The sequence below is a fragment of the Burkholderia sp. AU45274 genome (assembly GCF_030482505.1).
Taxonomy (GTDB): Bacteria; Pseudomonadota; Gammaproteobacteria; order Burkholderiales; family Burkholderiaceae; genus Burkholderia.
Genome location: NZ_JAUJQE010000003.1, coordinates 603,852 through 628,000, shown reverse-complemented (window position 1 = coordinate 628,000; position 24,149 = coordinate 603,852). Strand labels below are relative to the sequence as shown.

The following is a 24,149-nucleotide window of genomic DNA, read 5'->3' as shown; positions in this document are numbered from 1 at the left end:
TCATTGCGAGGAATTCCATCGATGCAAGTTCAGGATTCGACACCGGGCGTCGCGGCGTCCGGCTTGCGCGTCGACGGCGCACGGCTGTGGGACAGCCTGATGCGTCTCGCGCGAATCGGCGCGACCGACAAAGGGGGCGTGTGCCGCCTCGCGCTCACCGAACTCGATCGCGAGGCGCGCGACCTGTTCGCCGCGTGGGCGAAGGAAATCGGCTGCACGGTGCGCGTCGACGCGATCGGCAACATCTTCGCGCGGCGCGCGGGCGAACGCGACGACCTGCCGCCCGTGACGACGGGCAGCCATATCGACACGCAGCCGACCGGCGGCAAGTTCGACGGCAACTACGGCGTGCTCGCGGGCCTCGAAGTGCTGCGCACGCTTGACGATGCGGGCGTGCGCACGCGGGCGCCGCTCGAGGTCGCGGTGTGGACCAACGAGGAAGGGTCGCGCTTCGTGCCCGTGATGATGGGTTCCGGCGTGTTCGCGGGCGCGTTCACGCTCGACCATGCGCTCGCTCAATGCGACCGCGACGGCGTGTCGGTGCGCGACGCGCTGGCCGCGATCGGTTATGCGGGCGATGCGAACGACGGGCGCGGCGCGCATCCGGTCGGCGCGTATTTCGAAGCGCATATCGAGCAGGGCCCGGTGCTGGAGGCGCACGACACGACGATCGGCGTGGTCGAGGGCGCGCTCGGGCAGCGCTGGTACGACGTGACCGTGCACGGCATCGAGGCGCACGCCGGCCCGACGCCGATGGCGCTGCGGCGTGACGCGCTGCTCGTCGCGTCCGATCTCGTGCGCAAGGTGAACGACATCGCGTGCGCGCATCCGCCGCATGGACGCGGCACGGTCGGCTGGGTCGACGTGCACCCGAACTCGCGCAACGTGATTCCGGGCCGCGTGACGCTGACCGTCGACCTGCGCGCAGCCGACGATGCGACGCTTGCGACGATGGATGCCGAGCTGCGTGCGGCGTGCGCCGACCTGGGCGCAGCGGCCGGCATGCCAATCGACGTCGAGCAGGTCGTGTACTTCCCGCCGCAGCCGTTCGACGCGACGCTGGTCGAGCAGGTGCGTGCGGGCGCGCGTGCGCTCGGGCTGTCGTCGATGAACGTGATCAGCGGGGCGGGCCACGACGCCGTGTATCTCGCGCGCGTGGCGCCGACCGCGATGATCTTCGTGCCGTGCAAGGACGGGATCAGCCACAACGAGATCGAGGAGGCCGATCCCGCGCATCTGGAGGCCGGCTGCAACGTGTTGCTGCACGCGATGCTCGGCGCTGCCGGGATCGCGGAGGGCCGCGCACGATGAAAATCCTGATCGCACGGATGAACCACGAGACCAACACGTTCTCGCCGGTGCCGACGCCGCTTGCCGCGTTCGGCCGCAACGGCCCGGACTGGGGCGACGACGCCGATCGCGCGAATCGCGGGATGCGCACCGCGATGGCCGCGTTCCTCGACGCGGCCGAACGTGAAGGCGCCGACATCGTGACGCCCGTATCGGCGGCCGCGAACCCGAGCGGGCCGGTCGCGGCCGACGCGTATGCGGCGATCTGCGACGCGATCGTCGCGGCCGCGCCCGGCTGTGACGCGGTGATGCTCGACCTGCACGGCGCGATGGTCGCCGAGCAGAGCGCGGACGGCGAGGGCGACCTGCTCGAGCGTGTGCGCGCGGCGCTGCCCAACGTGCCGATCGCGGTCGCGCTCGACCTGCATGCGAACGTCACGCAGAAGATGATCGATCACGCGGACGTGATCGTCAGCTTCAAGACTTACCCGCACGTCGATATGTACGAGACGGGCGAGCATGCGGCGCGCGTGCTGCTCGACCGGTTGCACGGCCGCGCGCGGCCCGTGCTCGCGTGGCGGCAGCCGCCGCTGATGGCATCGACGCTGCGCAGTGCGAGCGCGGAAGGCGCAATGCGGCGCGCGGTGGAGGCCGCGCGCGCCGCCGAGGCCGACGGGATGCTCGCGGTTTCGGTGCTGCCCGGCTTCTCGCTCGCGGACATTCCCGCGCCGTGCATCAGCGTGGTGGTGGTGGCCGATGGCGACCGGGCCGCCGCCGACGCGGTGGCCGAGCGCATCGCGCGGCAGATCTGGGACGCGCGCGACGATTTCGTCTATCGCAGCGCGCCGCTCGCTGAATCGGTTGCGCAGGCCGCGACGCTCGCGCACGGCGCGGATCGCCCCGTGCTGATGCTCGATCACGGCGACAACTGCATGTCGGGCGGCCCGTGCGACACGATGGACCTGCTCGAGGCCGCGCTTGCGCACGGGCTCGACGGCATCGTCAGCGGGCCGCTGTGCGACCCGCAGGCCGTCGCAGCGCTGATCGACGCGGGTGTCGGCGCGACCGTCACGGTATCGGTCGGCAACCGCCTGCCGTCGCACGGCGGCGTGCGGCGCGAGCCGTTCCGCGCGACCGGCGTCGTGCGTGCGCTCACCGACGGCGAATACGTGATCACGGGGCCCACTTACACGGGCCAGCGTGCGTACATGGGCCGCACGGCCGTGCTCGACATCGGCGCGGCCACGCTGGTCATCACCGAGCGGACCCAGGAGCCGTGGGATCTCGGTGTGTTCGAGAGCGTCGGCGTCGATCCACGCCGCGCGCGCTTCCTGCTGCTGAAGTCGCGGATGTATTGCCGGCCGGTGTTCGTGCCGATCGCAGCCGCGCTGGTCGAATGCGACAGCCGCGGCGTGACGGGGTCGGACTACGGGCTGTTCCAATACGAGCGGCTGGCGCGGCCCGTGTATCCGCTCGACGTGGTGGGCGAATGGTCGTCGTCCGGCGCGCGCGGGACGGCGTGACGGAAACCGACCGGGCGCAAAACGCCGGATTTGCCGGCTTTCGGGCATCATGCGATGGCACCGACCCGTCGAGCAGCAGGGTCGATGCCATCCATTGTGTCCGCAACCGATCCGGAGAATCGACCGACATGCATTCGAATCCTTTTCGCCCGCGCAGTGCGCGCCTGCTCGCCGCACTGACCCTCGCCACGACGGCCGTTGCCGCCCACGCCGCCGACTGGATCGTGTCCGGCAACGACGGCAAGTACCAGCGCGTCGAGGGCCGCGACACCTATCTGGCTTCGCCGCCCGCCGACACGCTGACGCTGCTCGACGCCAGCACGTTCCCGCCGAAGGTCGCGCTGCAGGTCGACGTCGAGAACGGCATCCAGGGGCCGCCGCAGGCCGTCGCGATCACGCCGGACGCGAAGCTCGCGCTCGTCGGCGCGCCGACGCGCTACGACACGGCCGCGAAGCAGCTCGTGTTCGACACGTTCCTGCAGGTCGTGAATCTCGACGCCGCGCCGCCGTCGATCACGCGCATCGAGCTCGGCACGCATCCGCAAGGCATCGCGATCGACCGCTCGGGCAAGCTCGCGCTCGTCGCGAACGTCGACGGCAGCGTGTCGATCCTGCGTATCGACGGCACGAACGTGACGCTCGACGGCAACCTGAAGATCGGCAAGAAGCGGCTGGCGGGGATCAGCTTCACCCATGACGGCAAGCATGCGCTCGTGTCGCTGCGCGACGAGCAGGGCATCGCGGTGCTGAACGTCGACGACGGCAAGGTGACCGACAGCGGGTCGCGCCTGAGCACCGGCGTCGCGCCTTACACGATCGACGTGTCGAGCGACAACCGCTGGGCCGTCGTCAGCAACGTCGGGCTCGCGGGGCTGCCGGGCTATACGGGCACGCTGGCGGGCGACGCCGATACCGTCGCGCTGATCGACGTGTCGCGCACGCCGTTCCGCACGGTCCAGTACCTGACGGTGCCGTCGTTGCCGGAAGGCGTCGCGATCTCGCCGAACGGCAAGTGGATCGCCGTGCAGGCGATGGACGGCTCGAACCTGACGGCCGACAACCCGGGCCGCCACAAGATCGGCAAGGTGCTGCTGTTCGAGATCCGCAACGGGCAGGCCGTGAAGGTGAGCGAGTTGCCCGGCGGCGAAGCCGCGCAAGGCATCGTGTTCACCGCCGACAGCCGGCACGTGATCGTGCAGTTCAACGTCGAACGGCAACTGGCGCTCTATTCGGTCGAAGGCGGCAAGCTGCACGATACGGGCAAGCGGATTGCACTGACGGGCGGGCCTTCTTCGCTGAGGACGTTGCCGCGCTGACGCGCACGGCATTCATTCATTCGTTCCGTTCCGCCGGTTCATGTGGCGCCCGGGTTCGCCGGGCGCCCGTCAAAGCACCCCCCTGTGCGCCGCCGTTGCAACGCAACAATGGCGGAAATTTGTACCCAAAGCCACTTAACGCCGGATTGTTTAGTTAAACAAACTGAAAATTCGGGAAACTTCTTGTAGTGAATAAACAGTCGTTGCGGCACTGTAAGCCCCTGGGAAGCCTGTGACGCTCCAGGAGGCAGGGCGGTGGTGGAGACGGTTGCGGAGGCAACGATCGTCGCCGGGTGTTCGCATCTGAAAGTCAGCGTGACGTCGTTTTGGGGGGGCAGCCGACGCCACGCCGCGCGGCATCGATGTGCCGCGCAGGGCCCGCAAGCCGGGCGGCGTGCCGGATGATCGTCGGCGCCGGATCAATCGTTTTAATTAACGGTACTAAACGAAGAAATGAAAAATCCACGACTCTTGCTCGTCGCCGCACTGGCTTGCGCGGCATTGGCCGCGTGTGGCGGCGACGACGTGAACAGTGTCCAGACGGCCAGCAGCGGCGCAGGCGACACGCCGTCGACCGTCCCGCCGACGGCGGGGCCGTCGCAACCTTCCCAGCCGGATCAGCCGGCCCCGCCGAAGCGCACCGACATGGCGTTGACGCAGTTCGTCAATCCGTTGATCGGCACGCAGGTCAATGCGGATTCCGGCTACGCGGGCAACGTGAGCCCGGGCGCGATGGTGCCGTTCGGGATGGTGAATTTCGGGCCGAACACGCCGCGCTACAACTTCAACGGCTCGGGCGGCTACCTGTCGACAGGCGGGTCGGGCGGCACCATCGACTTCTTCAGCGTGACGCACCTGAGCGGTGTCGGGTGCCCGGGGCAGGGCACGGTCGCGATGCTGCCGACCGACGCGGCGACGCCCGTGGCATCGGGCGGCCGGCCGATCGGCGTCGGGTACCGCTACGCGGATGAAACGGCCGAGCCCGGGTACTACAAGGTGCGTCTCGCGAACGGCATCGTGACGGAGCTGAGCGCGACCGCGCGTGCCGGCATCGCGCGCTTCACGTACACGAACAAGGACAAGGGCTTCTTCTCGATCGACGCGAAGCTGAACGGCAACAGCGATTCGGGCAGCACGAAGGTCACCGCGAACAACGTCGCGCTGGCGCTCGCGAGCGACGGCAAGTCGATGAGCGGGCAGGCCGTGGCGCCGGCGTTCTGCACGCCGTACGGCACCGTATGGAATGCGCCCGTATATTTCTACGCGAGCTTCGACAAGCCGCTGCGCAAGCAGGCGGGCACCTCGGCGGTGAATACCGCCAGCAACGGCGCGGCGACGCTGCAGTTCGACCTGACCGACGCGGACCGGACCGTCACCGTGAAAGTCGGGGTGTCGTCCGTCAGCGTCCGGAATGCGCAGGCGAACCTGAAGGCCGAGGGCGAGACGCTCGCGTTCGACGACGCACGCAAGAACGCGTCCGGCCTGTGGAACGACCGGCTCAACACGATCCAGATCGACCAGGCCGCGACGCCCGCATCGCTGAATGCGACGCAGAAGGCGAACCTGACGAAGTTCTACACCGCGCTCTATCGCGTGTTCGGCACGCCGACGCTCTACAGCGACACGAACGGCGAATTCCGCAGCATGCGCCAGCCCAGGAACGCGGATGGCAGCTATCCGAAGTCGGTCGACCAGAGCGGCACCATTCCGCCGCGCGCGACGGCGAAGGTCAGTGACTACGCATTCCGGCGCGCCGACGGATCGCAGGGCGGCGCGGGCAACCACTACACGGGTTTCTCGCTGTGGGACACGTACCGGTCGCAGGCGCAGCTGCTGGCGCTGCTCGCACCGAAGGAATCGAGCGACATGATGCAGTCGCTCGTCGTCGACGGGTTGCAGTGCGGCGCGTTCCCGCACTGGGTCGACGGCAGCGACGACTCGACGCCGATGGCGGGCGACAACGCGCTGAACGTGATTGCCGGCGCGTACAAGTTCGGTGCGACCGATTTCGACCTGGTATCGGCCGCCCGCCTGACGAAGCAGTCGGTGTTCGATCCGTCCAGCGCGTGCAACGACCGCACGAGCGCAGCGGGCCTGGCCAATTTCCTGACGGCCCACTATCTGTCGCAGAGCGATGACGGTCACTCGTCGTCGGCGACCATCGAGCGCGTGCTGAGCGACCGCTCCGCGGCCGCGTTCCTGCAGGCGCTGCCCGCCAGCGTGCTGAACGCGCCGTCGGTCGGCGTGACGCCGGACACCATCGGCACGCTGTACACGCGGGCCGGGTGGTGGCGCAACATCTTCGACTACACGAACAAGGTGATCGCCGCGCGCAACGCGCCGCCGGCCGGCTCGGCGCCCGGCACGCTGGTGCAGGGCGCGTTCCACGAATCGACGGAGCCGAACTACTTCTGGACCTTCGCGCAGGACTGGAGCGCGCTGATCGACGCGATCGGCGGCAAGCAGGCGGCCGTCACGCGGCTGAACAACCTGTTCGCGATCACGACGCCGTTCTCGACCGTGCCGTCCTCCGGCAGCCTGAACGGCGGCGAATCGTCGAACACCCTGTACATCGGCAACGAACCGTCGTTCCAGTCGCCGTGGGGGTACAACTGGGCCGGGCAGCCGAGCGGCGCACAGTACGTTCTCCCGATCATCATGTCGAAGGCGTTCACGACGGCCCGCGACGGGCTGCCGGGCAACGACGACATGGGCGCGACGTCGAGCTGGTACGTGTGGGCCGCGCTCGGCATGTTCCCGGTCATTCCGTCGGAGGCGGGGCTCGCGCTGTCCACGCCGCAGTTCAGCGGGATCACGGTGTGGTTCGGCAACGGCAAGACGCTGCGGCTCGAAAGCGACAAGCAGGTCACGATGGACAGCGCGGGGCGCCCGTCGTTTGCGTATGTCCAGTCGCTGAAGGTCAATGGCGCGGACTACGCGGGGTCATGGCTGCCGCTGGGCAAGATCGCCAATGGCGGCACGATGAGCTACGCGCTGTCCGCGACGCCGACGCAATGGGCGGCCGCCGACAACCTGACGCCGCCGTCCGGGCCGAACGCGGACTACACGCAGATGACGGCCGGCGGGTCGGCAGCGGCGATGCGCATGCGCGAGGCCGGCGCGCGATAAACCCAAACGGGCACGACGCGCAGGGGCCACCCTGCGCGCCCGTCGAGACGAAGCCATCCGGGAGAACGACACCATGCGATCGACATCGCGCCGGAAATTCCTGTCTTACAGCGCAGCACTCGCCGGTACGAGCTGGCTCGCCGGCTGCAACGGCGATATCGATCCGGCAGCGGGCACGGCCGGCACGCCGGGCGCCGACGGTCCCGCGACGGTCACACCGACCGTGCCGGGCGTGCCGAACGACCCGGCGCGCAGCCTGCTGGCCACGCAGGAACTTGCCACGAACTGGACGTTCGCATCGGCGAGCAGCCTGCCGGGCGCCGGCGGGGCGCAACTGTCGGGCGCCGCTGGCGTGGCGGGCATGGCGCCGGCAACGGTGCCCGGCACCGTGCTGAACAGCATGATCGTCAACGGCAAGTATCCCGATCCGTTCTACGGCCGCATCGTCACCGACACCATTCCCGATACGCTGAAGGACACCGACTACTGGTACCGGACGACCTTCGCGGCGCCGGCGCGGCAGCCGGGGCAGCGGCTGTGGCTGCGTTTCGGCGGCGTCAACTACTGCGCCGAGGTCTGGCTGAACGGCGCGCTCGTCGGCCGGCTGGAAGGCGCGTTCAAGCAGGGCGCGTTCGACATCTCGCGGCTCGTGCCGCAGGCGGGTGGCGCGGCCAATCTCGCGGTGCGCGTGGTCAAGCTGGATTTCTCCGAAGGGCCGCTGCTGCCGAGCTACCAGAGCGGCGTCACGCGTGGCGGGCGCAACGGCGGCCCGACCGGCGTCACGCTGAAGAACGGGCCGACGTTCTTCTGCTCGGCGGGCTGGGACTGGCTGCCGACGATCCCCGATCGCGCGCTCGGCATCTGGCAGCCGGTGACCTGGTTCACCACCGGCGCGGTGCGCATCGCGGCGATCCACGTCGCGCACACGCTGTCCGCCGACCTGTCGCGCGCCGAGCTGCGGCTCGATCTCGAACTGGACAACGGCTCGGGCGCCGATCTCGTCGCGACGCTCGTCGGCACGATCGGCAACGGCGCGCCGTTTAGCCACGACATCACGATTCCCGCGTCGGGCACGACGACGAAGGTGTCGCTCACGTCGTCGGAGATCGCGGCGTTGTCGATCAAGCAACCGCGCCTGTGGTGGCCGAACGGGTACGGCGATCCGACGCTTCATGCGGTGACGGTCGGCGTCAGGGTCGGGCGCCTGCTGTCGGACGAGCGCACGCTGAACATCGGCCTGCGTCGCATCGACTATGCGCGCGACATTGGCATGGGCAAGCAGTTGAGCATCACGGTCAACGGCCTGCCGATTCTCGTGATGGGCGGCAACTGGGGGCTCGACGAAGCGCTGAAGCGCATTCCGCGCGCGCGGCTGTTCCACCAGGTGCGGCTCCATCGCGACGCGAACCTCAACCTGATCCGCAACTGGAACGGGCAGAGCACGAGCGACGACTTCTTCGACGCATGCGACCGCTACGGGATCCTCGTCTGGCAGGATTTCTTCTTCTCGACCGAAGGAGACGGGTCGGGCCCGGCCAACGTGCCGCGCGATCTCGACAATATCCGCGACGTGATCGCACGCCACCGTCATCGGCCGTCGATCCTGCTCTGGTGCGGCGGCAACGAAGGTGCGCCGCCGCCGGCACTCGTCAAGGGGCTCGACGCGCTCGTCGCCGAGCTGGATCCGCAGCGCCTGTGCCTCACGAGTTCGGCCGGCGATACGGGCGCCGGCGCGGTGAACGGCTATTCGTCAGGCGGCCCGTACAACTGGGCGTCGCCGCAGGCCGCGTTCAGCCGCGGCTACGGCACGACGTCGGTCGCGTTTCACAACGAAGTCGGCTCGCATTCGATCCCGACGCTCGAATGCGTCGAAGCGATGCTGCCGCCGGCCTCGTACGAATGCCCCGACGACTTCTGGGCCGATCGCGACATGAACGGCAACGGCGCGTACTACCCGGCGGTCGGCAAGCAGGGCGGCGCCGGCTACATCGCGATGACGGCGCTGCGCTACGGCGCGATCCGGAATCTCGCGGATTTCGTGCGCAAGGCGCAGATGATGAACTACGAATGCATCCGCTCGATCTACGAGGCGAACGCGGCCGTGATGATCGGCCCGGTGGCCGGGAAGATCACGTCGCCGGCCACCGGCGTGATCATGTGGATGACGAACCCCGCGCAGCCGAGCTTCGTGTGGCAGATGTACAGCCACGATCTCGAGGCGCACGCGTCGTTCTTCGCGGTGCGGCACGGGTGCCGTCGCGTCAATGCGATTCTCGATGCGAGCACGGCCGACGTGACGATCGCGAATCACACGGCGGCGGCCGTCACCGGCCGCGTCGAGATGCGCGTGTACAACCTCGATGGCACGCTGAGCAGCCGGACGAGCGCGGATGTCGGCGGCGTCGCGAAGGCGTCGTATCGCGTGGTGGCGAACCTCGCGTCGGCGCTGGCCGCCGCGAAATCGGACGTATGCATCGTCGCGCTCGCGCTGACCGATTCGGGCGGCAATGCGCTGGCCGAGAACGTCTACTGGCGGCAGCGCGACGGGGGCGACGACGCATACACGTCGCTCGACACGATGCCGGGCGCGGCCGTATCCGTCCACGCATCGTCGGCCGAGGCCGACGACGTGACGACGCGCATCACGGTCGACGTCGCGAACCTCGGCGCCGCCGTCGCGTTGATGACGCACGTGCAGGTATTCGATCCGTCGACCGGCGCGCGTGTGCTGCCGGCGTTCTACAGCGACAACTACCTGAACCTGATACCCGGCGGGAAGCGGCAGATCACGATCGACCTGCCGCATGCGGGCGGCGCGCCGGTGTCGCGCGTCGCGCTGCGCGTCGACGGGTGGCGGCTCGATCGCCCGAACTGCCGGCTGGGGCTCGGCGGCGTGCCGGTCGTGTTCAATGAGCGCGCGCTGGCGGTCGCGCCGGCGGTGCCGACGTTCGCGGCCTGCTGACGGAGGTGGGTGCTGCGTGAGGGCGCGCCAAGCGGGAGCGGGCCGGTGACGCGCCGCGTGAATGCGCGCGGTGTTCGTGGCCTGCCGGATAGCCGCCAGGCCGCTACTGCTTGAGGAATTTGTCGAGCCAGCGCGGTGTCGCCGCGCGATCGAAGACGACGTGCAGCGACGGGCCGAATGCGCCATATTCGAGCCCGTGGCGTTGGGCAAGCAGCGTCAGGGACTGGGCGGTGTGAAACGAGATGTGCCCGTTGCGCGGCACGCAGTACCACCACTGATCGATGCCTTGATCGAGGATGTCCCGGGTGATCAGCGACGTCTGGAACAGCAGCGCGCCGTCGGGCTTCCGATGGCGCATGATCTGGTCGAAGAGGTCGACCGGCGCCTGATGATGCTCGAACACCTCGAATGACAGGATCGTATCGAAGCTGCCTTCGGGCGGAACCGGGTGCGAGAACGGATCGTACGACGTCACGTCCGCGAAGCCGCGCGATGCCAGCTTCCGTTCCAGCAAGCCCAGCCCCGAGCCGAAATCGAGCACCCGGCCTTCCCGCATTTCCGGAAAGCTGGTGCAGATCAGGTCGGCATGCTGTTGCGGACGGATCTCGAGATACTCGGGGTCGTGGCGCGGGTAGTCGGCGTTATAGACATGCTGCGCGAAATCGTCGTGGGTCCAGCTGTCGAACATCGGGGCCCACGTGAAGCCGCATTGCTCGCACGCATGGTAGTAGACCGGCACCCCCGCATACGGGTCGACCTTTTTCCCGGCAATGAAGTCCGCGCCGCAGCGCGAAAAATCGACCAGGCCGCAGATGGGCGCGTGGGCAGCACACACTTTGCAGGCAAGGGCCGCCGGGTGGCGATTCAGGTCGTGATTCAATTCCCGTTCTCCTGTTCTCGCCAGCGGCGCGCGCATCTGACGGATGGTGCGGGAGAGGCTATCACAATCGCATCGGCCATCGCGGCCGTGCGCGGTGGCGTCGCCAGGCGTGTCTACGGGCGCAGCAGATCGAAGCCGCCGAATACGACGACACCGCTCAATACGATCATCGCGACGGAGTGCTGGCCGAAGTAGAGAATCGCGGCGGCAAGCCACGTCGTGATGCAGAAGGCGCCGATGCGGGCCATCGTGGGTTCCTCGAATACGTGATGAAGTGCGTGCGCGCCGCATGGCGCTCGCCGCTCGACAGGGCGAGCGGGGCACACCGGCGCACGAAAAAGGCGACCCGCGCAGCCGTGACCGCGGCGCCGGCACGTACTGCGTGCCGCGCCCGGCAGGGCGGGAGTCGAAGCCGGCGGCGTTGCGTGCTCATGCCCGGAGGCGATCGGCGCGCGCATCCCGCTGGCGAAGCCGCGATTTTACCAGCGCCGCCGGGCCGTCAATCTGGCCCTTTCGCGGCTAAACCGGTCGATCTTCGGCTAAATCAGTCCGTCCCCGATACTCAAGTTTCGTGTGACGAATGCCGTAAACATTCTGGAAGGCAGTTTCATCCCAGTCACGATTCGCTTACCGACATACGGACCGACACGATGCAGATCGATTTCTCCACGACCACACGCTCGCCGCTGGCGGACGGCAACCTGAACGCGAACGCTTCGTCCGGCGCTGCGGCGACGACGTCCACCGATGGCGCGACGAGTACCTCGGGTGCGACGAGTACGACCGCTACCCCCGGCACGAAGGAGTCGACCGGCGCCACCGGCGAAACGCTCGGCGCATCGGGCGCGTCGTCGGACGACCCGGCGGTCAGCCAGTTGAAGGCGCTGATCGAGCGGCTGCAGAAGCAGCTCGCGGCACTGGAGCAGCAGATCGCGAGCGCGAGCCAGCGCGCGAAGGACGACCCGGCCGCGGCGATCGAACAGCAGTCGCTGAGCGCGCAAGCCAGCGCGATCTCGGGGGCGCTTTCGACTGCGATCTCGCAACTCGCGGCGGCGATCCAGAAATCGGGCGGCTCGCAGGCGGGCGGGCTGGTGTCGACGCAGGCCTGACCGGTCGCGGCCGTGTCGGCCGCACGCATTACAATCGCGAGCACGTCTCCCTCGACAGGACGGCTGAACGATGAATGCGGAATTCAACGACGACGACCTCGCCCGCTTCGAGTCGCAAGGCGGCACGCCGCTGCCGGCGGCCGATGAGCAAGGATGGCTGGAACACGACGGCGCGCGCATCTGGCACGCGTCGTTCGGCCATGGCCCGGCGGTCGTGCTGCTGCACGGCGGCCTCGGCCATAGCGGCAACTGGGGCAGCCAGGTGCCGGCGCTGCTCGCGGCCGGCTACCGCGCGATCGTGATCGACAGCCGCGGCCACGGCCGCAGCACGCGCGACGACGAACCCTATTCCTACGAACGCATGGCCTCGGACGTGCTGGCGGTCCTCGACGCGCTGCACGTCGACCGTGCGCGCTTCGTCGGCTGGAGCGACGGCGCGTGCATCGCGCTCGTGCTGGCCGATCGCGCGCCGGAACGGGCGGCCGGCGTGTTCTTCTTCGCGTGCAACATGGACCCGAGCGGGACGAAGGAGATCGTGCCGAGCCCGCTGCTCGACCGCTGCTTCGCGCGGCACCGCAAGGACTACGCAGCACTGTCCGCGACGCCGGACCAGTTCGACGCCTTCGTCGCGGCGGTCAGCGAAATGATGCGCACGCAACCGGATTACCGCGCGCAGGATCTCGCGGCGATTGCCGTTCCGGTGACGATCGTGCTGGGCGAGCACGACGAATTCATCCGGCCCGAGCACGCGGCGTACCTGGCGCGCACGATTCCGGGCGCGACGCTGACGACCCTGCCCGGCGTGAGCCATTTCGCGCCGCTGCAGCGGCCCGAGCGGTTCAACGCGGCGATGCTCGCGTTTCTCGGGCGGCTGCCGGGGTGATGGTCGCGCGGCCCGCCGGCGGCCGCGTTATCCATCGCTGTGCCGATTTCATCCGTTCGACGAAGGCGGTTCTTCTACCCAGCCCTGTTCGGCGTACGGGTCGAAAGACGGCACGACGCGGCCGAAAAGGTTCACCGGGCTGCGAACAAGAGCGTGGGCCTGAAGTGAATGCGGTGTCTCGCATGATCGAGATACCAACGCTGCGTCGAACATGCTCCGATGCGGACGTGCATCGCCAGGCATGGGAATCCCCCGCCGTTCGGCAGGGGACGGCGCCAAAAGATTTTCTTTCGTCTCGCGCAACATATCGTCGATTGTTGGCGGCGGATCGACAGGGGATAGTCCTGCTTCGGCAGGCCGGCCACTGCGATTTCCGCACGGCGTGGCCGGACCGTTGTCCACGCAACCATCAGAAATCAAAGGAACCGCCACCATGCGATTCAACGCGACACGCTTCGCCGCGATCCTGCTCGTCGCCGCGTGCGCCACCGCAACGGCCGGCCGCGCGGCCGCCGTCACCCAGGACGCGCTCCACGACACCGTCACCCGCCACATCGCGCCGTTGATGAAGCAGTACGCGATTCCCGGCATGGCGATCGGCATTATCGCCGACGGCAAGCCCTACGTGTTCGACTACGGCGTGATGTCGACGCAATCGGGCAAGCCGGTCACCGGCGATACGCTGTTCGAAATCGGCTCCGTCAGCAAGACGCTGACCGCGACGCTCGCGGCCGATGCGCAGGAGGGCGGCGAACTGTCGCTGGCCGACCCGGTGGGCAAGTATCTGCCCGCGCTGCAGGGCAAGCCGTTCGGTGTCGTGACGCTGCGCGATCTCGGCACGCACACGTCCGGCGGCCTGCCCGTGCAGGTGCCGGACAGCATCCGCGACGACGCGGGCCTGATCCGCTATCTCGGCGCGTGGCGGCCCGCGCACGCGCCGGGTACGTACCGTACGTATTCGAACGTGTCGGTCGGCATGCTCGGGTGGCTCACCGCGAAGGCGATGCACAAGGATTTCGCGGTGCTGATGGAGCAGCGGCTCTTTCCCGCGCTCGGCATGACGCACACGTACATCAACGTGCCCGATGCGCGCCAGGCCGACTATGCGCAGGGCTATACGCAGGACGGCAAGCCGATCCGGATGACGGGCGGCATGCTGTGGCAGCCGGCCTACGGCGTGCGGACCACGGCGGCCGACCTGCTGCGCTTCGTGCAGGCGAATATGGGGCTGATCGAAACCGCGCCGCGCCTGCAGCGCGCGCTCGAACGCACGCACACCGGCTATTTCCGCTCGGGGCCGCTGACGCAGGACCTGATCTGGGAACAGTATCCGTATCCGGTCGCGCTGCCGACGCTGCTCGAAGGCAACTCGATGAAGATGCTGCGTGACGGGCTACCGGCCGCCGCGATCAAGCCGCCGCTCGCGCCGAGCGCGGACACGTGGATCAACAAGACGGGCTCGACCAACGGCTTCAGTACCTATGTCGCGTTCGTCCCGTCGAAGCGGATCGCGATCGTGATGCTCGCGAACCGCAGCTATCCGAACGAGGACCGCGTGAAGGCCGCGTACGGGATCCTCGGGGCGCTCGACGGCTGGCGGTAACGTTTCCGACGCCGGGGCCGGTGCGGCTCATTCCGTCGGCTGCGCTTCGTACGCGACGAAGATTTTCCGCGTGCGCTCGACGACTTCCCACGTGCCGCGAAAGCCCGGCGGAATGACGAAGCGATGGCCGGCGCGCAGGGTTTTCGCGTTGCCTTCCTCGTCGGTGATCACCGACGTGCCTGCCAGGATCTCGCAGTATTCCGCTTCGGTATACGCGACCCGCCAGCAGCCCGGCGTGCTTTCCCAGATGCCGGTCGAGAAGCGGCCGCACGGGCTCGTGAAGCCGGGCGTGAGCGTCTGCAGCGGGTCGCCCGCCAGCAGTTTCTCGGGCGCGACGCGGTATTGCACGGGTTCGCCGTTCGGGGTGAGGGCATCGGTGATGGCGGTAATGTCGAGCACGGCTGGCCTCCTGAGTCGTTGTGCTGAGTCGTTGTGAAATGAACGCGCCGACAGCGCGTTCGCATGATTCCATACTTGCGGGCGGGTTTGGCGGTTGCCGGCGCCGCGTCTCGTGTCGCGAACGCACGGCCGTGACGAACGCTTATGATGAGCGGACGACGCGCCGGCCGGATGCGCGAGAGGCGAAAGGAGAAAACGGTTGGGCATCACATGGGATGGAATCACGGGCGCCGATGTGCTCGACGACGCGCAGGTCGCGAGCCGGCACGCGCTGGCCGATGCGGCGCGCAACGGCGACTGGGCGACGATGCTCGACTGCATTGCAAAAGAGCACAAGCTCGTCAACGCGACACGGCTTGGCGGGAAGTCGCTTTATACACCGCTGCATCAGGCTGCCTACGGCGGCGCGCCGCAGGAGGTCGTCGTCGAACTGTTGCAGCTCGGTGCGTGGCGCATGCTGCGCGATGCAGACGGCGCGCGCCCGGTCGATATCGCCGCGCAGCGCGGGCATCGGCATCTGATCGATCTGCTGACGCCGCAGCCGCGACGCTTCGTGCCCGACGAAACGCTGCGCGACATCCAGCGCCACTTCCACGAGATGATGCTCGGCCGCATCGCACACCTGCGCGTCGACGCGCTGCGCCTGCCCGAACTCGAACCGCTGCTGGAACTCGACGCGCAGGCCGACAGCGTATGGTTCGGCGTGCCGGGCATGTATGGCGGGTTCGGTTACGCGCTGCACGCCGACGGCGCCGCGGCCATGCTCGTGTCGAAGAGCTGGAGCCGCGTGGTCGGCGGCTCGGGCCAGCGGCACGAGATCACGGCGCACGGCTGCACGCTGGTCGAAGAGGGCTTCGTGTGACGGCCTTGCGCCGTCACGTTACCGCTCAGGCGAGCACCGTGGCCGCTGCCTTGACCGCCGTCGCACCGTGCGCAGCCGACGCCCGCGCGGCCGCCGCGCCCGCCAGCCGCCGATAGCGCGCGAGCGCCCACAGCGGGAAATACGCGGTATAGCCGTGATACTTCAGGTAGAAGATGCGCGGAAAGCCCGGCGCATTGTGCGAGCGGTGCCACCAGAAGCCGTCTTCCTGCTGGACCGACAGCAGATACGCGATGCCGCGCTTCACCGAATCGGATTCGCAATCGCCGAATGCCATCTGCGCGAGCAGCGCCCACGCGGTGAAGTTCGACGTGCTCTCGCCGCCATTGGTGCCGCCCAGCTTCGGGTCGATGTAGCTGTCGTTCGTCTCGCCCCAGCCGCCGTCCGCGTGCTGCCGTGAGCGCAGCCATTCGATCGCGCGCGCGATATACGGCTGCGACTTGTCCTCGCCGGCGAGCGCGAGGCCGGCCAGCACGCTCCACGTCCCGTAGATGTAGTTCGTGCCCCAGCGGCCCCACCAGCTGCCGTCGGGTTGCTGCGTGCGCTTCACGTAGTCGATGCAGCGCGCGACCGACTCGCGTTCGTCCGACCGTTTCGTCACCCCGAAGCACAGCAGCACGCGGCCCGACACGTCCTCGGTCGGCGGATCGAGCAGCGCGCCGTGGTCGGCGAACGGGATCGCGTTCAGGTACATGCGGTCGCAGTCGGCGTCGAATGCCGCGAAGCCGCCGTTGCGCGACTGCAGCCCGCGCATCCAGTCGAGCGCGCGCGCGACGCGCGGCGCATACGGGTTCGTGCCGTCCGCGTTGGCATGCGTGCGGCCGCGGCGATCGAGCATCGCGGTGACGACCGCCGTATCGTCGATGTCGGGGTAGTACGGGTTCGCGTACTGGAACGCCCATCCGCCCGGCTGGACTTCGGCCGGCGCGTTCTCGATCCAGTCGCCGCGCAGGTCGTTCACCTGGCGTTCGGCCAGCCAGTCGTACGCGCGTGCGATGCGCTCGTCGAGCGCGCGCCGTGCGTCGCCCGGCTCGCCGTCTTCCGCCGCCGCCACGCCGCGCGCCTGCTCGAGCGCCATCGTGCTCCATGCGGTATCCCACACCGGCGACAGGCACGGCTGGCAATACATGCTGCCGTCCGGCCGCGTGACCAGCAGCTTCTCCAGCGCGTTGTCGCAATCGCGCCGCAGCGGATGGTCGTCCGGGTAGCCGAGCACCTGCATCATCTGGTTGGCATACACGATCGGCGGGAAAATGCCGCCGAGCCCGTCCTCGCCGTTCATGCGCTCCGCGCACCACGCCTCGGCATGGCGGATCGCGCGCTGCCGCAGGCCCTTTGGCATCAGCGGTTCGACATGGCGCACCGTGCGGTCGAGCGCGAGGAACAGCCGGCGCATGCCGCGCGCGGGCGGGAAGTACCGGCGTTCCTCGTCCGGCGGCGTGACGAACAGCTCGCGGATCGAGACGTTGCGCGGATTGCGCGCGCGCGCCTTCAGCGAGCACAGCACCAGCAGCGGCACCATCGTCGTGCGCGCCCAGTACGCGACCTTGTACATCGAGATCGGCACCCACTTCGGGAACAGCACGAATTCGATCGGCATGAACGGCGTCGCGCGCCACGGCACCTGGCCGAACGTCGCGAGCAGGATCCGCGTGAACACGTTCGCGCGGGCCGCGCCGCCGAGCTTGAGGATCGCGTCGCGCGCGCGGACCATGTGCGGCGCATGTTCGCTGTCGCCGGCTGCCTTCAGCGCGAAGTACGCCTTCACGCTGCACGACACGTCCGGATCGCCGTCGACGTACAGCGCCCAGCCGCCATGCGTGTCGAGCCGCTGGTTCGCGCGCAGGTAGCGCGCCATCTTCTCCTGGCGCACGTCGTCGATCTTGTCCATGAAATGCATCATCAGGATGTATTCCGCGGTGATCGTCGCGTCGGATTCGAGTTCGAAACACCAGCTGCCGTCAGGCTGCTGGAGACGCACCAGGGCGTCGCGTCCACGGGCGATGGCGGTGTCGAGCGCGGACCAGGGGGAGGAGGTCGGTGTAATCATGCGGCGGATCATACCATCCGGCCGGAATGTTTATATCGAGACGCCGGGTGCTACCATCCGCACCATGAAAAAACACCTCGAACCCGCGCCGCACGATGCGTCCGCGCCCGTCGAACCGGCTGGAACGGCCGGTGCGCGGGCGACTGAAGCAGCCCCGGCGCCGGCTGTCCCCACCGCCGGCGTGCGTCGGAAAAAAGCGCCGGATCAGGTGCGTGCGCAGTTGCTGGCGGCTGCATCGGAAATCGCGACACATCACGGCGTGGCCGCGTTGACGCTCGATGCGGTGGCCGAGCGGGCCGGCGTGACGAAAGGCGCGCTGCAGTATCACTTCGCGAACAAGCAGGGGCTGCTGGATGCGCTGTTCGGCCAGGCGACCGAGCGGTTCGCCGCGCAGATGGCCGCGCGGGTGGCGGCGGATGCCGAAGGCGCCGGCGCGGTGGCGCGGGCCTACATGCACGCGGTGCTCGACGAGTCGCATTCGGTCGCGAGCACCGACGTGCTGCGCGTGCTGGTCGCGTCGATGATTACCGATCAGGACACGCGCGCGCGCTGGTCGGTGCCGATGCGGGAATGGACGCGGCCGGACCCCGTGCCGCTCGAGCAGGCCGCGACGCTGATGATCTGCCGGCTCGCCGCCGACGGGCTGTGGATTTCGAAACTGCTCGACAGCCTCGAGATCTCCGCCGAATTGCGCGCGGAGATCGGCCGGCAGCTCGACGCGATGAGCCACGGCGTGTTCCCGAAGGGGCGCGACGGCGCCGCGTGACGCATGCGTCGCGACGGCTGGCATCACCGCGCGCGTCGACGTCAGCGGCACGGGCCGGCCAACGCCTCGGCGGTGTCGCATCGCACCGCATCGGCCAGCGCCTCGCCGATCGCGTGCTGAACGGCGGCCGGGTTTTCCAACAGATAGAAGTGCCCGCCGTCGAACGCGCGAAAGGTGACCGTGTGCCGTGATGCGCGCAACCAGTCACGCTGCCCGGCGGGGCTCAGCAACGTATCGTCGCGGCCCGAGAAGACCGTGACGGGGCAGGGCAGCGCCGTTGCGGACGGCAGCGGGAAGCACGCCTCGATCACGCGGAAATCCGCCTTGGCCAGCTTCAGCAGCATCGCCCGCAGCGCGTCGTGCTCGGCTACCTCGCGCGGCGTGCCGCCGAGCGACACGACATAGTCGACGATGTCCGCGTCGTTGCGCCGGTGCACCGGCGCGCCATCAAGCGGCGCGTGGCGATGCGGGTAGAACGGCGCATCGGTGCCGGACGCACCGAGCCAGACGGGCGGATGTCCCAGTTGCGCCATGTCGCGCGCGAAACAGTACGCGATCAGCGCCCCCATGCTGTGGCCGAACACCGCGTAGTCGCGCGGCAGCAGCGGCCGGAGCGCCCGCAGGAAGTCGATCAGTTCGGACAACGTATCGATCGCGCGCGTGCCCAGGCTTTTGCCGCGACCGGGCAGCTCGATCAGCCAGACCTCGATATCGTCCGGGAAGGACGCCGCCCACCGGTAGTAATTGGCTGCCGCGCCGCACGCGTGATGGAACACCAGCAGCCGGTGCCGAGCCGTCGGGCGCTCGCGCGGGATGGTGAGGGTACTGGGTAGCAAGGCCATGCGTCGGGACTCCGCTTTAAAAACGAACCATACAAAATATTCAAACAATTAAGCCGATTATCGATTTAATCGAAAGGGCAGATTGTTTGTCATCAATTCACATATTTATAAACAATGGCCGGGATTATTGGCCGGCGCCGCTTATGATTTACTTTGTTTTTATTCAATAGAAATGTAATTGTTTTCGGATGGCTTATGGTAAAGTCTGCTCGCTTCGATTTCAAAGTGCTTGCATCGTTACCCGGCATGGCTGGGCGTGCTGTTTTTATAGAAATATCGAATCATGTTATGCGTGTGACACGCTTGATCGATTATTGAAACGAGAGAGACATGGAAGCCGAAATGCCGAACCACGACACCATTTTCAAGGTGGTCGTCAATCACGAGGAACAATACGCGATCTGGCCGGACGACAAGCGCGTGCCGGACGGCTGGCGGGCGGCGGGCCCGTCGGGAACCCGGGACGCCTGTCTCGAATGGATCAACGCCAACTGGACCGACATGCGGCCATTGAGCGTCCGGGTCGCGCTGTCGGCCTGACGGTCGACGCGTCGCGCCACGCACGGCGCAATAAAAGATAAAGGAACGATGCGGCCTCTGGCGGCCCGGTGACGGGGCGCGCGGGCGCATGCAGCGTTTCGCCGAGAGAATCCGAGGGTAAACACACCATGTCTGTCGATGATCGCCTGGGGGTCTTCCTCAATACAGGCATTCTGGCTTCGCGCGCGCATGACCTGGGCCGGCTGATCGAGCAGCAGGACGCGCTCATGCAGCAATTCATGGCAGCGAAATTCGAGCCGGCCGCCTGCGCCGCGCTGTTGCGCGACGCGATTGCGCGCTATCCGTTCCTGGAGGAGCTGTTCGATCCGGATTCGGTGGCGGCCGGCGGCTGTATCGCGAGCCGCGCGCTGCTCTACGATCTGCATCAGCAGCGCGACCGCTGGACGCTCGCGCTCGCACCGCGGCACGGCGAGCCGATCGTGCTCGACACTGCCGCCGGCGACGTGCCGCGACTCGCGAACGCGCTGCGCGACGCGCTGCAGCGCAACCACTGGCAGCCGCTGTCCGCGCTGTACGCGGATCCCCGCCTGCTCGGCTGCGAACGGCCCGCGGACGACGCGGCGCTGGCGTGGCCGGCGTTCGACGGCCCGGGCATCCAGCGGCTCGAACACGCGTCGCTGCTGATCGCCTCCGACACCACCCGCCTGTTGACCGACCCGATCAGCCTCGCGATCGGCGGCAACGTCGGCCTGCCCGATCTCGATCGCGCGCCGTCCAACCTGGGCCAGCGGATCGACGGCATGCTCGTCACGCATGGCCATCTCGACCACTGGCATGTCCCGACGATCCTGCGGCACGGCGGCGACGGATCGGTGCCCGTCATCGTGCCGCGCATCCCGGTCGCATCGCTGCTGGCGCAGGACGACATGCAGCAGTCGCTGCGTGACGTCGGGCAGACGGTGCTCGCGCCCGGCTGGGGCGAGACGGTGCGGATCGGCGACATCGAGATCGACATCCTGCCGTTCTACGGCGAGCAGCCGACCATCGGCGCGGCCGTGCCGCCGCACGACGTGCGCAACTGGGGCAATTGCTACCGGGTCACGACGCCGCAGTTCTCGGTGATCCTGCTCGTCGACAGCGGCGAGGATGCGAAGGGCTCGGTGATGGACGTGATCGACCAGTCGGTCGCCCGTCGCGGCCGGCCCGACCTGGTCCTGAGCTGCTGCCGCGAACTGCGCAAGGCGCCGTTCTGGCAGGGCCTGTTCACGTTCTGGATGGTGCTGCCGATGACCGAGCTGCAACGCCTGCCGCGCATCGCGGAGGCGGGCGACGGCCCGTCCATCACGCTCGGCCCGGACGGCATCGGCGAGCTCTGCGCACGCGCCGGCGCGCGCGCGTTCGCGCCGTATGCGAACGGGTTCTGCGGCATCGCCACCGAGATCGGCGACATCGGCTGGATCAACGGCGAGCCCGCGGAAGCCGACACGCTCGACCAGATCGACGCGCGCATCGGCGCACTCGGCGGCGCCACCCGCGTGATTCGCTGGCTGCCCGGAGACGTGCTGCGTCACCACGGCGACTGGCAGGTGTCCTGATTTTCTTCCCGTCGACAGGAGCCCCACGATGACTGGCAGCAAGATTGTGCCGATGCCGCGGATTCGCTACGACGGCAGCCGCAGCATGCGCGACGTTCTGGCCGGACTGAAGCATCCGGCCGTGCTGGAAGGCTTCATCGAAGCCTGGCCCGCGCGCACGCGCTGGACGCCGGATTTCTTCGTCGAGCGCTACGGCGAGCACGAGATCACGGTGGAGACCTCGCAGCTGTCGCCGACGCCGACGCAGCCGGACCTGTACCTGGGCGCGCGCCGCTACGAGACCGCACGCCTGGGCGCAACGATCCGGGCGATGCAGGCGCAGGGCAGCGCCCGCACGGCGTACATCACCTACGCGGCGATCTATTCGACGGCGCCGGCGTTGAAGGACGACATCGCGCCGCTGCACGAGCAGCACGGCTTTCCCGGCTGGATGCCGCACTGGCTGCGGCGCAGGCTGGTGTTGCGGCCGGGCTTCTGGCTCGGCCCCGCCGGGATCTCGTCGCCGATGCATTTCGACCGGCACGAGAACCTGAACGTGCAGGTGTACGGCCGCAAGCGCTGGGTGCTGTTCGCGCCCGGGCAGTCCGCCAACGTCTATTACCGGCAGCGCCGCGACCTGCCGGTGATCTTCAGCCCGGTGGACATGAGCGATCCGGACCCGGTGCGGTTTCCGCGTGTGCAGTCGGCGCCGCGCCACGACTTCGTGCTGGAGGCGGGCGAGGTGCTGTACCTGCCGCCCGGCTGGTGGCACTACGTGGAATCGCTGAGCGATTCGATCAACGTGAATTACTGGTGGTGGTCGCCCCGCGCCGTGCGGACCTTCTGCCGGGTCGAGCTCGCGAGCCTGTGGCAGGCGCTCGCGCGCCGGTGGGGCCGCGCGGCCGGCACGGCCGACAAGCCGATGTCGATGCCGCGCTGACGCGCCGGCGCCACGCCGTTCGTTCTATCGGGCCGCCGTGCCGGCGGCCGTGTCTCTTCAGGAAGCCATGATGCAGAACGAGTTTGATTTCACCGTCATCGACGCGCTGTACGCGACCGGCTATCACGGGCCGCGCGCGCTCGACAAACCGGAGTTCTACTGGCGCTCGATGCTGGGCTCGATGGTCGCGTATCGCGACAGCTTCTTTCGCCCGCTCGGCGAGGAGATCGCGCCGGCCGACGCGCGCGACGGCATCGAGATCGAAGCCGCGCGCTGCGAGTACGAGGGCAGCCGGTTCCATCACGCGCTGCCGATGAACATCTCGTCGCTGCGGCAGTTCGCGAACCACTGGCATCTGGTGCTGCCGACCATCTCGACGCTGCGCGACGGGTATTGCCGCCTGCGCGGCCACGACGGCGCGGTGTCGATGCTCGACCTGTGGTTCATCAGCAAGCTGTGCCAGCTGCTGCCCGCGTACCTGATCCGCCGGCGCGAGCAGCCGGCCGACCCGGATGCCATTCCCGTCGTGCCGTCGATCATCTACCGGATCTCGCTCGGCATGCACCGGATCGTGCATATCTCGCTGATCAAGCGGATGGCGTCGGGCGGCGATCCGGCCGCGCCGTGCCTCGCCAGCGACGCGTATTACCTGGTCGCCGAGGCGGCGGGCCTGCTCGTCGGCCGCAACTCGGTGTGCGCGGGGCCGCAGACGATGGTCGAGCAGGCCTATCGCGCGATGATCGAGCCGGCGCCGCCGGCGGGCGCCGAAGCGAGCGCGGCCGAGCCCGGCTTCTACCGCTACGCGGCGGCGTTCCTGAAGCTCGAAGCCGAAAAATACCTGTTCGCGGTGCGTGCGGCGCAGCAGTTGCGCGCGCTGATCGTCGCGCTCGACGCGGTGCCCGGGCAGGCGCGCACGCACGCGTTCCGCGACGCGCTGGCGCGCTTCGAGGACTGGTCCACCGAACACACGAGCCCGCTCGCGCACGAAATCGCCCGCGAGGATCTGACGATGCTGCTGCAGGGCGACGAGGCCGAGATCGCGCGTGCGCGGCAATGGCCGGCGGGGACGGTGCTGGGCCAGATGACGGCCGGGCTGAACCAGCTCGTCGCCGCGGCGGACCGGATGTGCGTGGCCACGCTCGGCGCGCACGGGCCGGCGCTGCTGGCGGAGATCGACGCCATGCGCGATGCGCCGCGCGACGCTGACGCATGGTCGGCCGACGCGTTCGCGGCGCACGGGCTCGACGCGGCGGCGGCGCGGGCGACGGCGGACGCGCTCAATACGTACCTGCACGACGAGCGCGCCGCGCAGCGGATCTTCACGCGGCTCCAGCAGGAGGTGGATCGCTCGCTCGGCATCGACGACGCCATCGCGCCGTACTCGGCCGACGACATCGCCGCCGTGTTCGGGCCGCGGCTGCGCCACTGCATCGCCGAACACTTCGCGGCACCGGACGTCGCGGGCCACGCGGTCCGTTGACGCGCGGCGCGCCGGGCGCGAC

Annotated in this window: 19 protein-coding genes and 1 pseudogene; 15 read left to right on the top strand and 5 right to left on the bottom strand. The window is 68.5% G+C overall.

Features of this window, described 5'->3' with window-relative positions; translation table 11 throughout:
• Window positions 1–21: 21 nt before the first annotated feature.
• The 5 genes from QZM35_RS15355 (at window position 22) to QZM35_RS15335 (ending at window position 10,220) form a co-directional block, all read left to right on the top strand.
• Entirely contained in the window at window positions 22–1,311 is a 1,290-nt protein-coding gene (locus QZM35_RS15355; protein WP_301776282.1) for a Zn-dependent hydrolase, read from the top strand.
• A complete protein-coding gene (locus QZM35_RS15350) occupies window positions 1,308–2,813 on the top strand; it encodes a M81 family metallopeptidase (RefSeq protein WP_301776281.1) in 1,506 nt (501 codons plus the stop codon). Before QZM35_RS15355 ends, QZM35_RS15350 begins: the two co-directional genes overlap by 4 nt.
• Before the next feature lie 128 nt (window positions 2,814–2,941).
• Window positions 2,942–4,129 (top strand): beta-propeller fold lactonase family protein, encoded by a 1,188-nt coding sequence (locus tag QZM35_RS15345; protein WP_089430149.1) that lies wholly within the window; start codon window positions 2,942–2,944, stop codon window positions 4,127–4,129.
• 453 nt (window positions 4,130–4,582) lie between these two features.
• The gene (locus tag QZM35_RS15340) at window positions 4,583–7,258 is read left to right on the top strand and encodes a glycoside hydrolase domain-containing protein (protein WP_301776280.1); all 2,676 of its coding nucleotides are present in this window, start codon (window positions 4,583–4,585) and stop codon (window positions 7,256–7,258) included.
• A 73-nt stretch (window positions 7,259–7,331) separates the two neighbouring features.
• On the top strand, window positions 7,332–10,220 hold the full coding sequence (locus tag QZM35_RS15335) for a sugar-binding domain-containing protein (RefSeq protein WP_301776279.1): 2,889 nt from the start codon (window positions 7,332–7,334) through the stop codon (window positions 10,218–10,220).
• A gap of 103 nt (window positions 10,221–10,323) precedes the next feature.
• On the opposite strand, the gene QZM35_RS15330 is transcribed toward QZM35_RS15335, so the two are convergent.
• Window positions 10,324–11,100 carry a class I SAM-dependent methyltransferase gene (locus tag QZM35_RS15330; RefSeq protein ID WP_174975272.1) on the bottom strand — a complete coding sequence of 259 codons (777 nt, stop codon included), beginning with the start codon at window positions 11,098–11,100 and terminating at the stop codon, window positions 10,324–10,326.
• Window positions 11,101–11,213: 113 nt separating this feature from the next.
• A complete protein-coding gene (locus tag QZM35_RS15325) occupies window positions 11,214–11,348 on the bottom strand; it encodes a hypothetical protein (RefSeq protein WP_006767081.1) in 135 nt (44 codons plus the stop codon).
• 402 nt (window positions 11,349–11,750) lie between these two features.
• On the opposite strand from QZM35_RS15325, the gene QZM35_RS15320 reads away from it, so the two are divergent.
• From QZM35_RS15320 to ampC, 4 genes and pseudogenes are all read left to right on the top strand, one after another.
• Window positions 11,751–12,209 (top strand): hypothetical protein, encoded by a 459-nt coding sequence (locus tag QZM35_RS15320; RefSeq protein ID WP_089429914.1) that lies wholly within the window; start codon window positions 11,751–11,753, stop codon window positions 12,207–12,209.
• Between the two features lie 70 nt (window positions 12,210–12,279).
• Window positions 12,280–13,092 (top strand): alpha/beta fold hydrolase, encoded by an 813-nt coding sequence (locus tag QZM35_RS15315; protein ID WP_301776278.1) that lies wholly within the window; start codon window positions 12,280–12,282, stop codon window positions 13,090–13,092.
• Window positions 13,093–13,150: 58 nt separating this feature from the next.
• Window positions 13,151–13,342: pseudogene (locus tag QZM35_RS15310) on the top strand (zinc ribbon domain-containing protein); the annotation flags it as partial.
• A 183-nt stretch (window positions 13,343–13,525) separates the two neighbouring features.
• A complete protein-coding gene (gene ampC, locus QZM35_RS15305; RefSeq protein ID WP_301776277.1) occupies window positions 13,526–14,695 on the top strand; it encodes a class C beta-lactamase in 1,170 nt (389 codons plus the stop codon).
• Window positions 14,696–14,722: 27 nt separating this feature from the next.
• On the opposite strand, the gene QZM35_RS15300 is transcribed toward ampC, so the two are convergent.
• Window positions 14,723–15,094 (bottom strand): cupin domain-containing protein, encoded by a 372-nt coding sequence (locus tag QZM35_RS15300; protein WP_256978496.1) that lies wholly within the window; start codon window positions 15,092–15,094, stop codon window positions 14,723–14,725.
• A 199-nt stretch (window positions 15,095–15,293) separates the two neighbouring features.
• Here QZM35_RS15300 and QZM35_RS15295 point away from each other — a divergent pair, with 199 nt between their 5' ends.
• Complete coding sequence (locus QZM35_RS15295) at window positions 15,294–15,956, top strand: ankyrin repeat domain-containing protein (RefSeq protein WP_301776276.1); 663 nt, start codon at window positions 15,294–15,296, stop codon at window positions 15,954–15,956.
• Between the two features lie 25 nt (window positions 15,957–15,981).
• Here the strand turns inward: QZM35_RS15295 and shc are convergent, their stop codons facing one another.
• Window positions 15,982–18,036: a squalene--hopene cyclase gene (gene shc, locus QZM35_RS15290; protein ID WP_301776275.1), complete on the bottom strand. Its 2,055-nt coding sequence runs from the start codon at window positions 18,034–18,036 to the stop codon at window positions 15,982–15,984.
• A 52-nt stretch (window positions 18,037–18,088) separates the two neighbouring features.
• Here shc and QZM35_RS15285 point away from each other — a divergent pair, with 52 nt between their 5' ends.
• Complete coding sequence (locus tag QZM35_RS15285) at window positions 18,089–18,790, top strand: TetR/AcrR family transcriptional regulator (protein ID WP_301776274.1); 702 nt, start codon at window positions 18,089–18,091, stop codon at window positions 18,788–18,790.
• 41 nt (window positions 18,791–18,831) lie between these two features.
• Here QZM35_RS15285 and QZM35_RS15280 read toward each other — a convergent pair whose 3' ends face one another.
• On the bottom strand, window positions 18,832–19,632 hold the full coding sequence (locus QZM35_RS15280; protein WP_301776273.1) for a thioesterase II family protein: 801 nt from the start codon (window positions 19,630–19,632) through the stop codon (window positions 18,832–18,834).
• A 330-nt stretch (window positions 19,633–19,962) separates the two neighbouring features.
• Between QZM35_RS15280 and QZM35_RS15275 the strand changes: the two genes are divergently transcribed.
• The 4 genes from QZM35_RS15275 to QZM35_RS15260 all read left to right on the top strand — a co-directional run bounded on the left by QZM35_RS15275 (window position 19,963) and on the right by QZM35_RS15260 (window position 24,127).
• The gene (locus QZM35_RS15275) at window positions 19,963–20,172 is read left to right on the top strand and encodes an MbtH family NRPS accessory protein (protein WP_089429908.1); all 210 of its coding nucleotides are present in this window, start codon (window positions 19,963–19,965) and stop codon (window positions 20,170–20,172) included.
• 128 nt (window positions 20,173–20,300) lie between these two features.
• Window positions 20,301–21,728, top strand: coding sequence for an MBL fold metallo-hydrolase (locus QZM35_RS15270; protein WP_301776272.1), 1,428 nt, complete (start codon window positions 20,301–20,303; stop codon window positions 21,726–21,728).
• A gap of 28 nt (window positions 21,729–21,756) precedes the next feature.
• On the top strand, window positions 21,757–22,647 hold the full coding sequence (locus QZM35_RS15265) for a cupin-like domain-containing protein (RefSeq protein ID WP_089433871.1): 891 nt from the start codon (window positions 21,757–21,759) through the stop codon (window positions 22,645–22,647).
• 70 nt (window positions 22,648–22,717) lie between these two features.
• Window positions 22,718–24,127 (top strand): hypothetical protein, encoded by a 1,410-nt coding sequence (locus QZM35_RS15260; protein WP_301776271.1) that lies wholly within the window; start codon window positions 22,718–22,720, stop codon window positions 24,125–24,127.
• Window positions 24,128–24,149 lie beyond the last annotated feature (22 nt).

What these genes read in the sequence shown, in the direction of transcription:
- QZM35_RS15320 (WP_089429914.1), top strand. Translation starts at nt 11,751, where the DNA reads ATGCAGATCGATTTCTCCACGACCACACGCTCGCCGCTGGCGGACGGC.
- QZM35_RS15280 (WP_301776273.1), bottom strand. Translation starts at nt 19,632, where the DNA reads ATGGCCTTGCTACCCAGTACCCTCACCATCCCGCGCGAGCGCCCGACG.
- QZM35_RS15315 (WP_301776278.1), top strand. Translation starts at nt 12,280, where the DNA reads ATGAATGCGGAATTCAACGACGACGACCTCGCCCGCTTCGAGTCGCAA.
- QZM35_RS15335 (WP_301776279.1), top strand. Translation starts at nt 7,332, where the DNA reads ATGCGATCGACATCGCGCCGGAAATTCCTGTCTTACAGCGCAGCACTC.
- ampC (WP_301776277.1), top strand. Translation starts at nt 13,526, where the DNA reads ATGCGATTCAACGCGACACGCTTCGCCGCGATCCTGCTCGTCGCCGCG.
- QZM35_RS15340 (WP_301776280.1), top strand. Translation starts at nt 4,583, where the DNA reads ATGAAAAATCCACGACTCTTGCTCGTCGCCGCACTGGCTTGCGCGGCA.
- QZM35_RS15350 (WP_301776281.1), top strand. Translation starts at nt 1,308, where the DNA reads ATGAAAATCCTGATCGCACGGATGAACCACGAGACCAACACGTTCTCG.
- QZM35_RS15345 (WP_089430149.1), top strand. Translation starts at nt 2,942, where the DNA reads ATGCATTCGAATCCTTTTCGCCCGCGCAGTGCGCGCCTGCTCGCCGCA.
- QZM35_RS15355 (WP_301776282.1), top strand. Translation starts at nt 22, where the DNA reads ATGCAAGTTCAGGATTCGACACCGGGCGTCGCGGCGTCCGGCTTGCGC.
- shc (WP_301776275.1), bottom strand. Translation starts at nt 18,036, where the DNA reads ATGATCCGCCGCATGATTACACCGACCTCCTCCCCCTGGTCCGCGCTC.
- QZM35_RS15325 (WP_006767081.1), bottom strand. Translation starts at nt 11,348, where the DNA reads ATGGCCCGCATCGGCGCCTTCTGCATCACGACGTGGCTTGCCGCCGCG.
- QZM35_RS15270 (WP_301776272.1), top strand. Translation starts at nt 20,301, where the DNA reads ATGTCTGTCGATGATCGCCTGGGGGTCTTCCTCAATACAGGCATTCTG.
- QZM35_RS15260 (WP_301776271.1), top strand. Translation starts at nt 22,718, where the DNA reads ATGCAGAACGAGTTTGATTTCACCGTCATCGACGCGCTGTACGCGACC.
- QZM35_RS15275 (WP_089429908.1), top strand. Translation starts at nt 19,963, where the DNA reads ATGGAAGCCGAAATGCCGAACCACGACACCATTTTCAAGGTGGTCGTC.
- QZM35_RS15285 (WP_301776274.1), top strand. Translation starts at nt 18,089, where the DNA reads ATGAAAAAACACCTCGAACCCGCGCCGCACGATGCGTCCGCGCCCGTC.
- QZM35_RS15265 (WP_089433871.1), top strand. Translation starts at nt 21,757, where the DNA reads ATGACTGGCAGCAAGATTGTGCCGATGCCGCGGATTCGCTACGACGGC.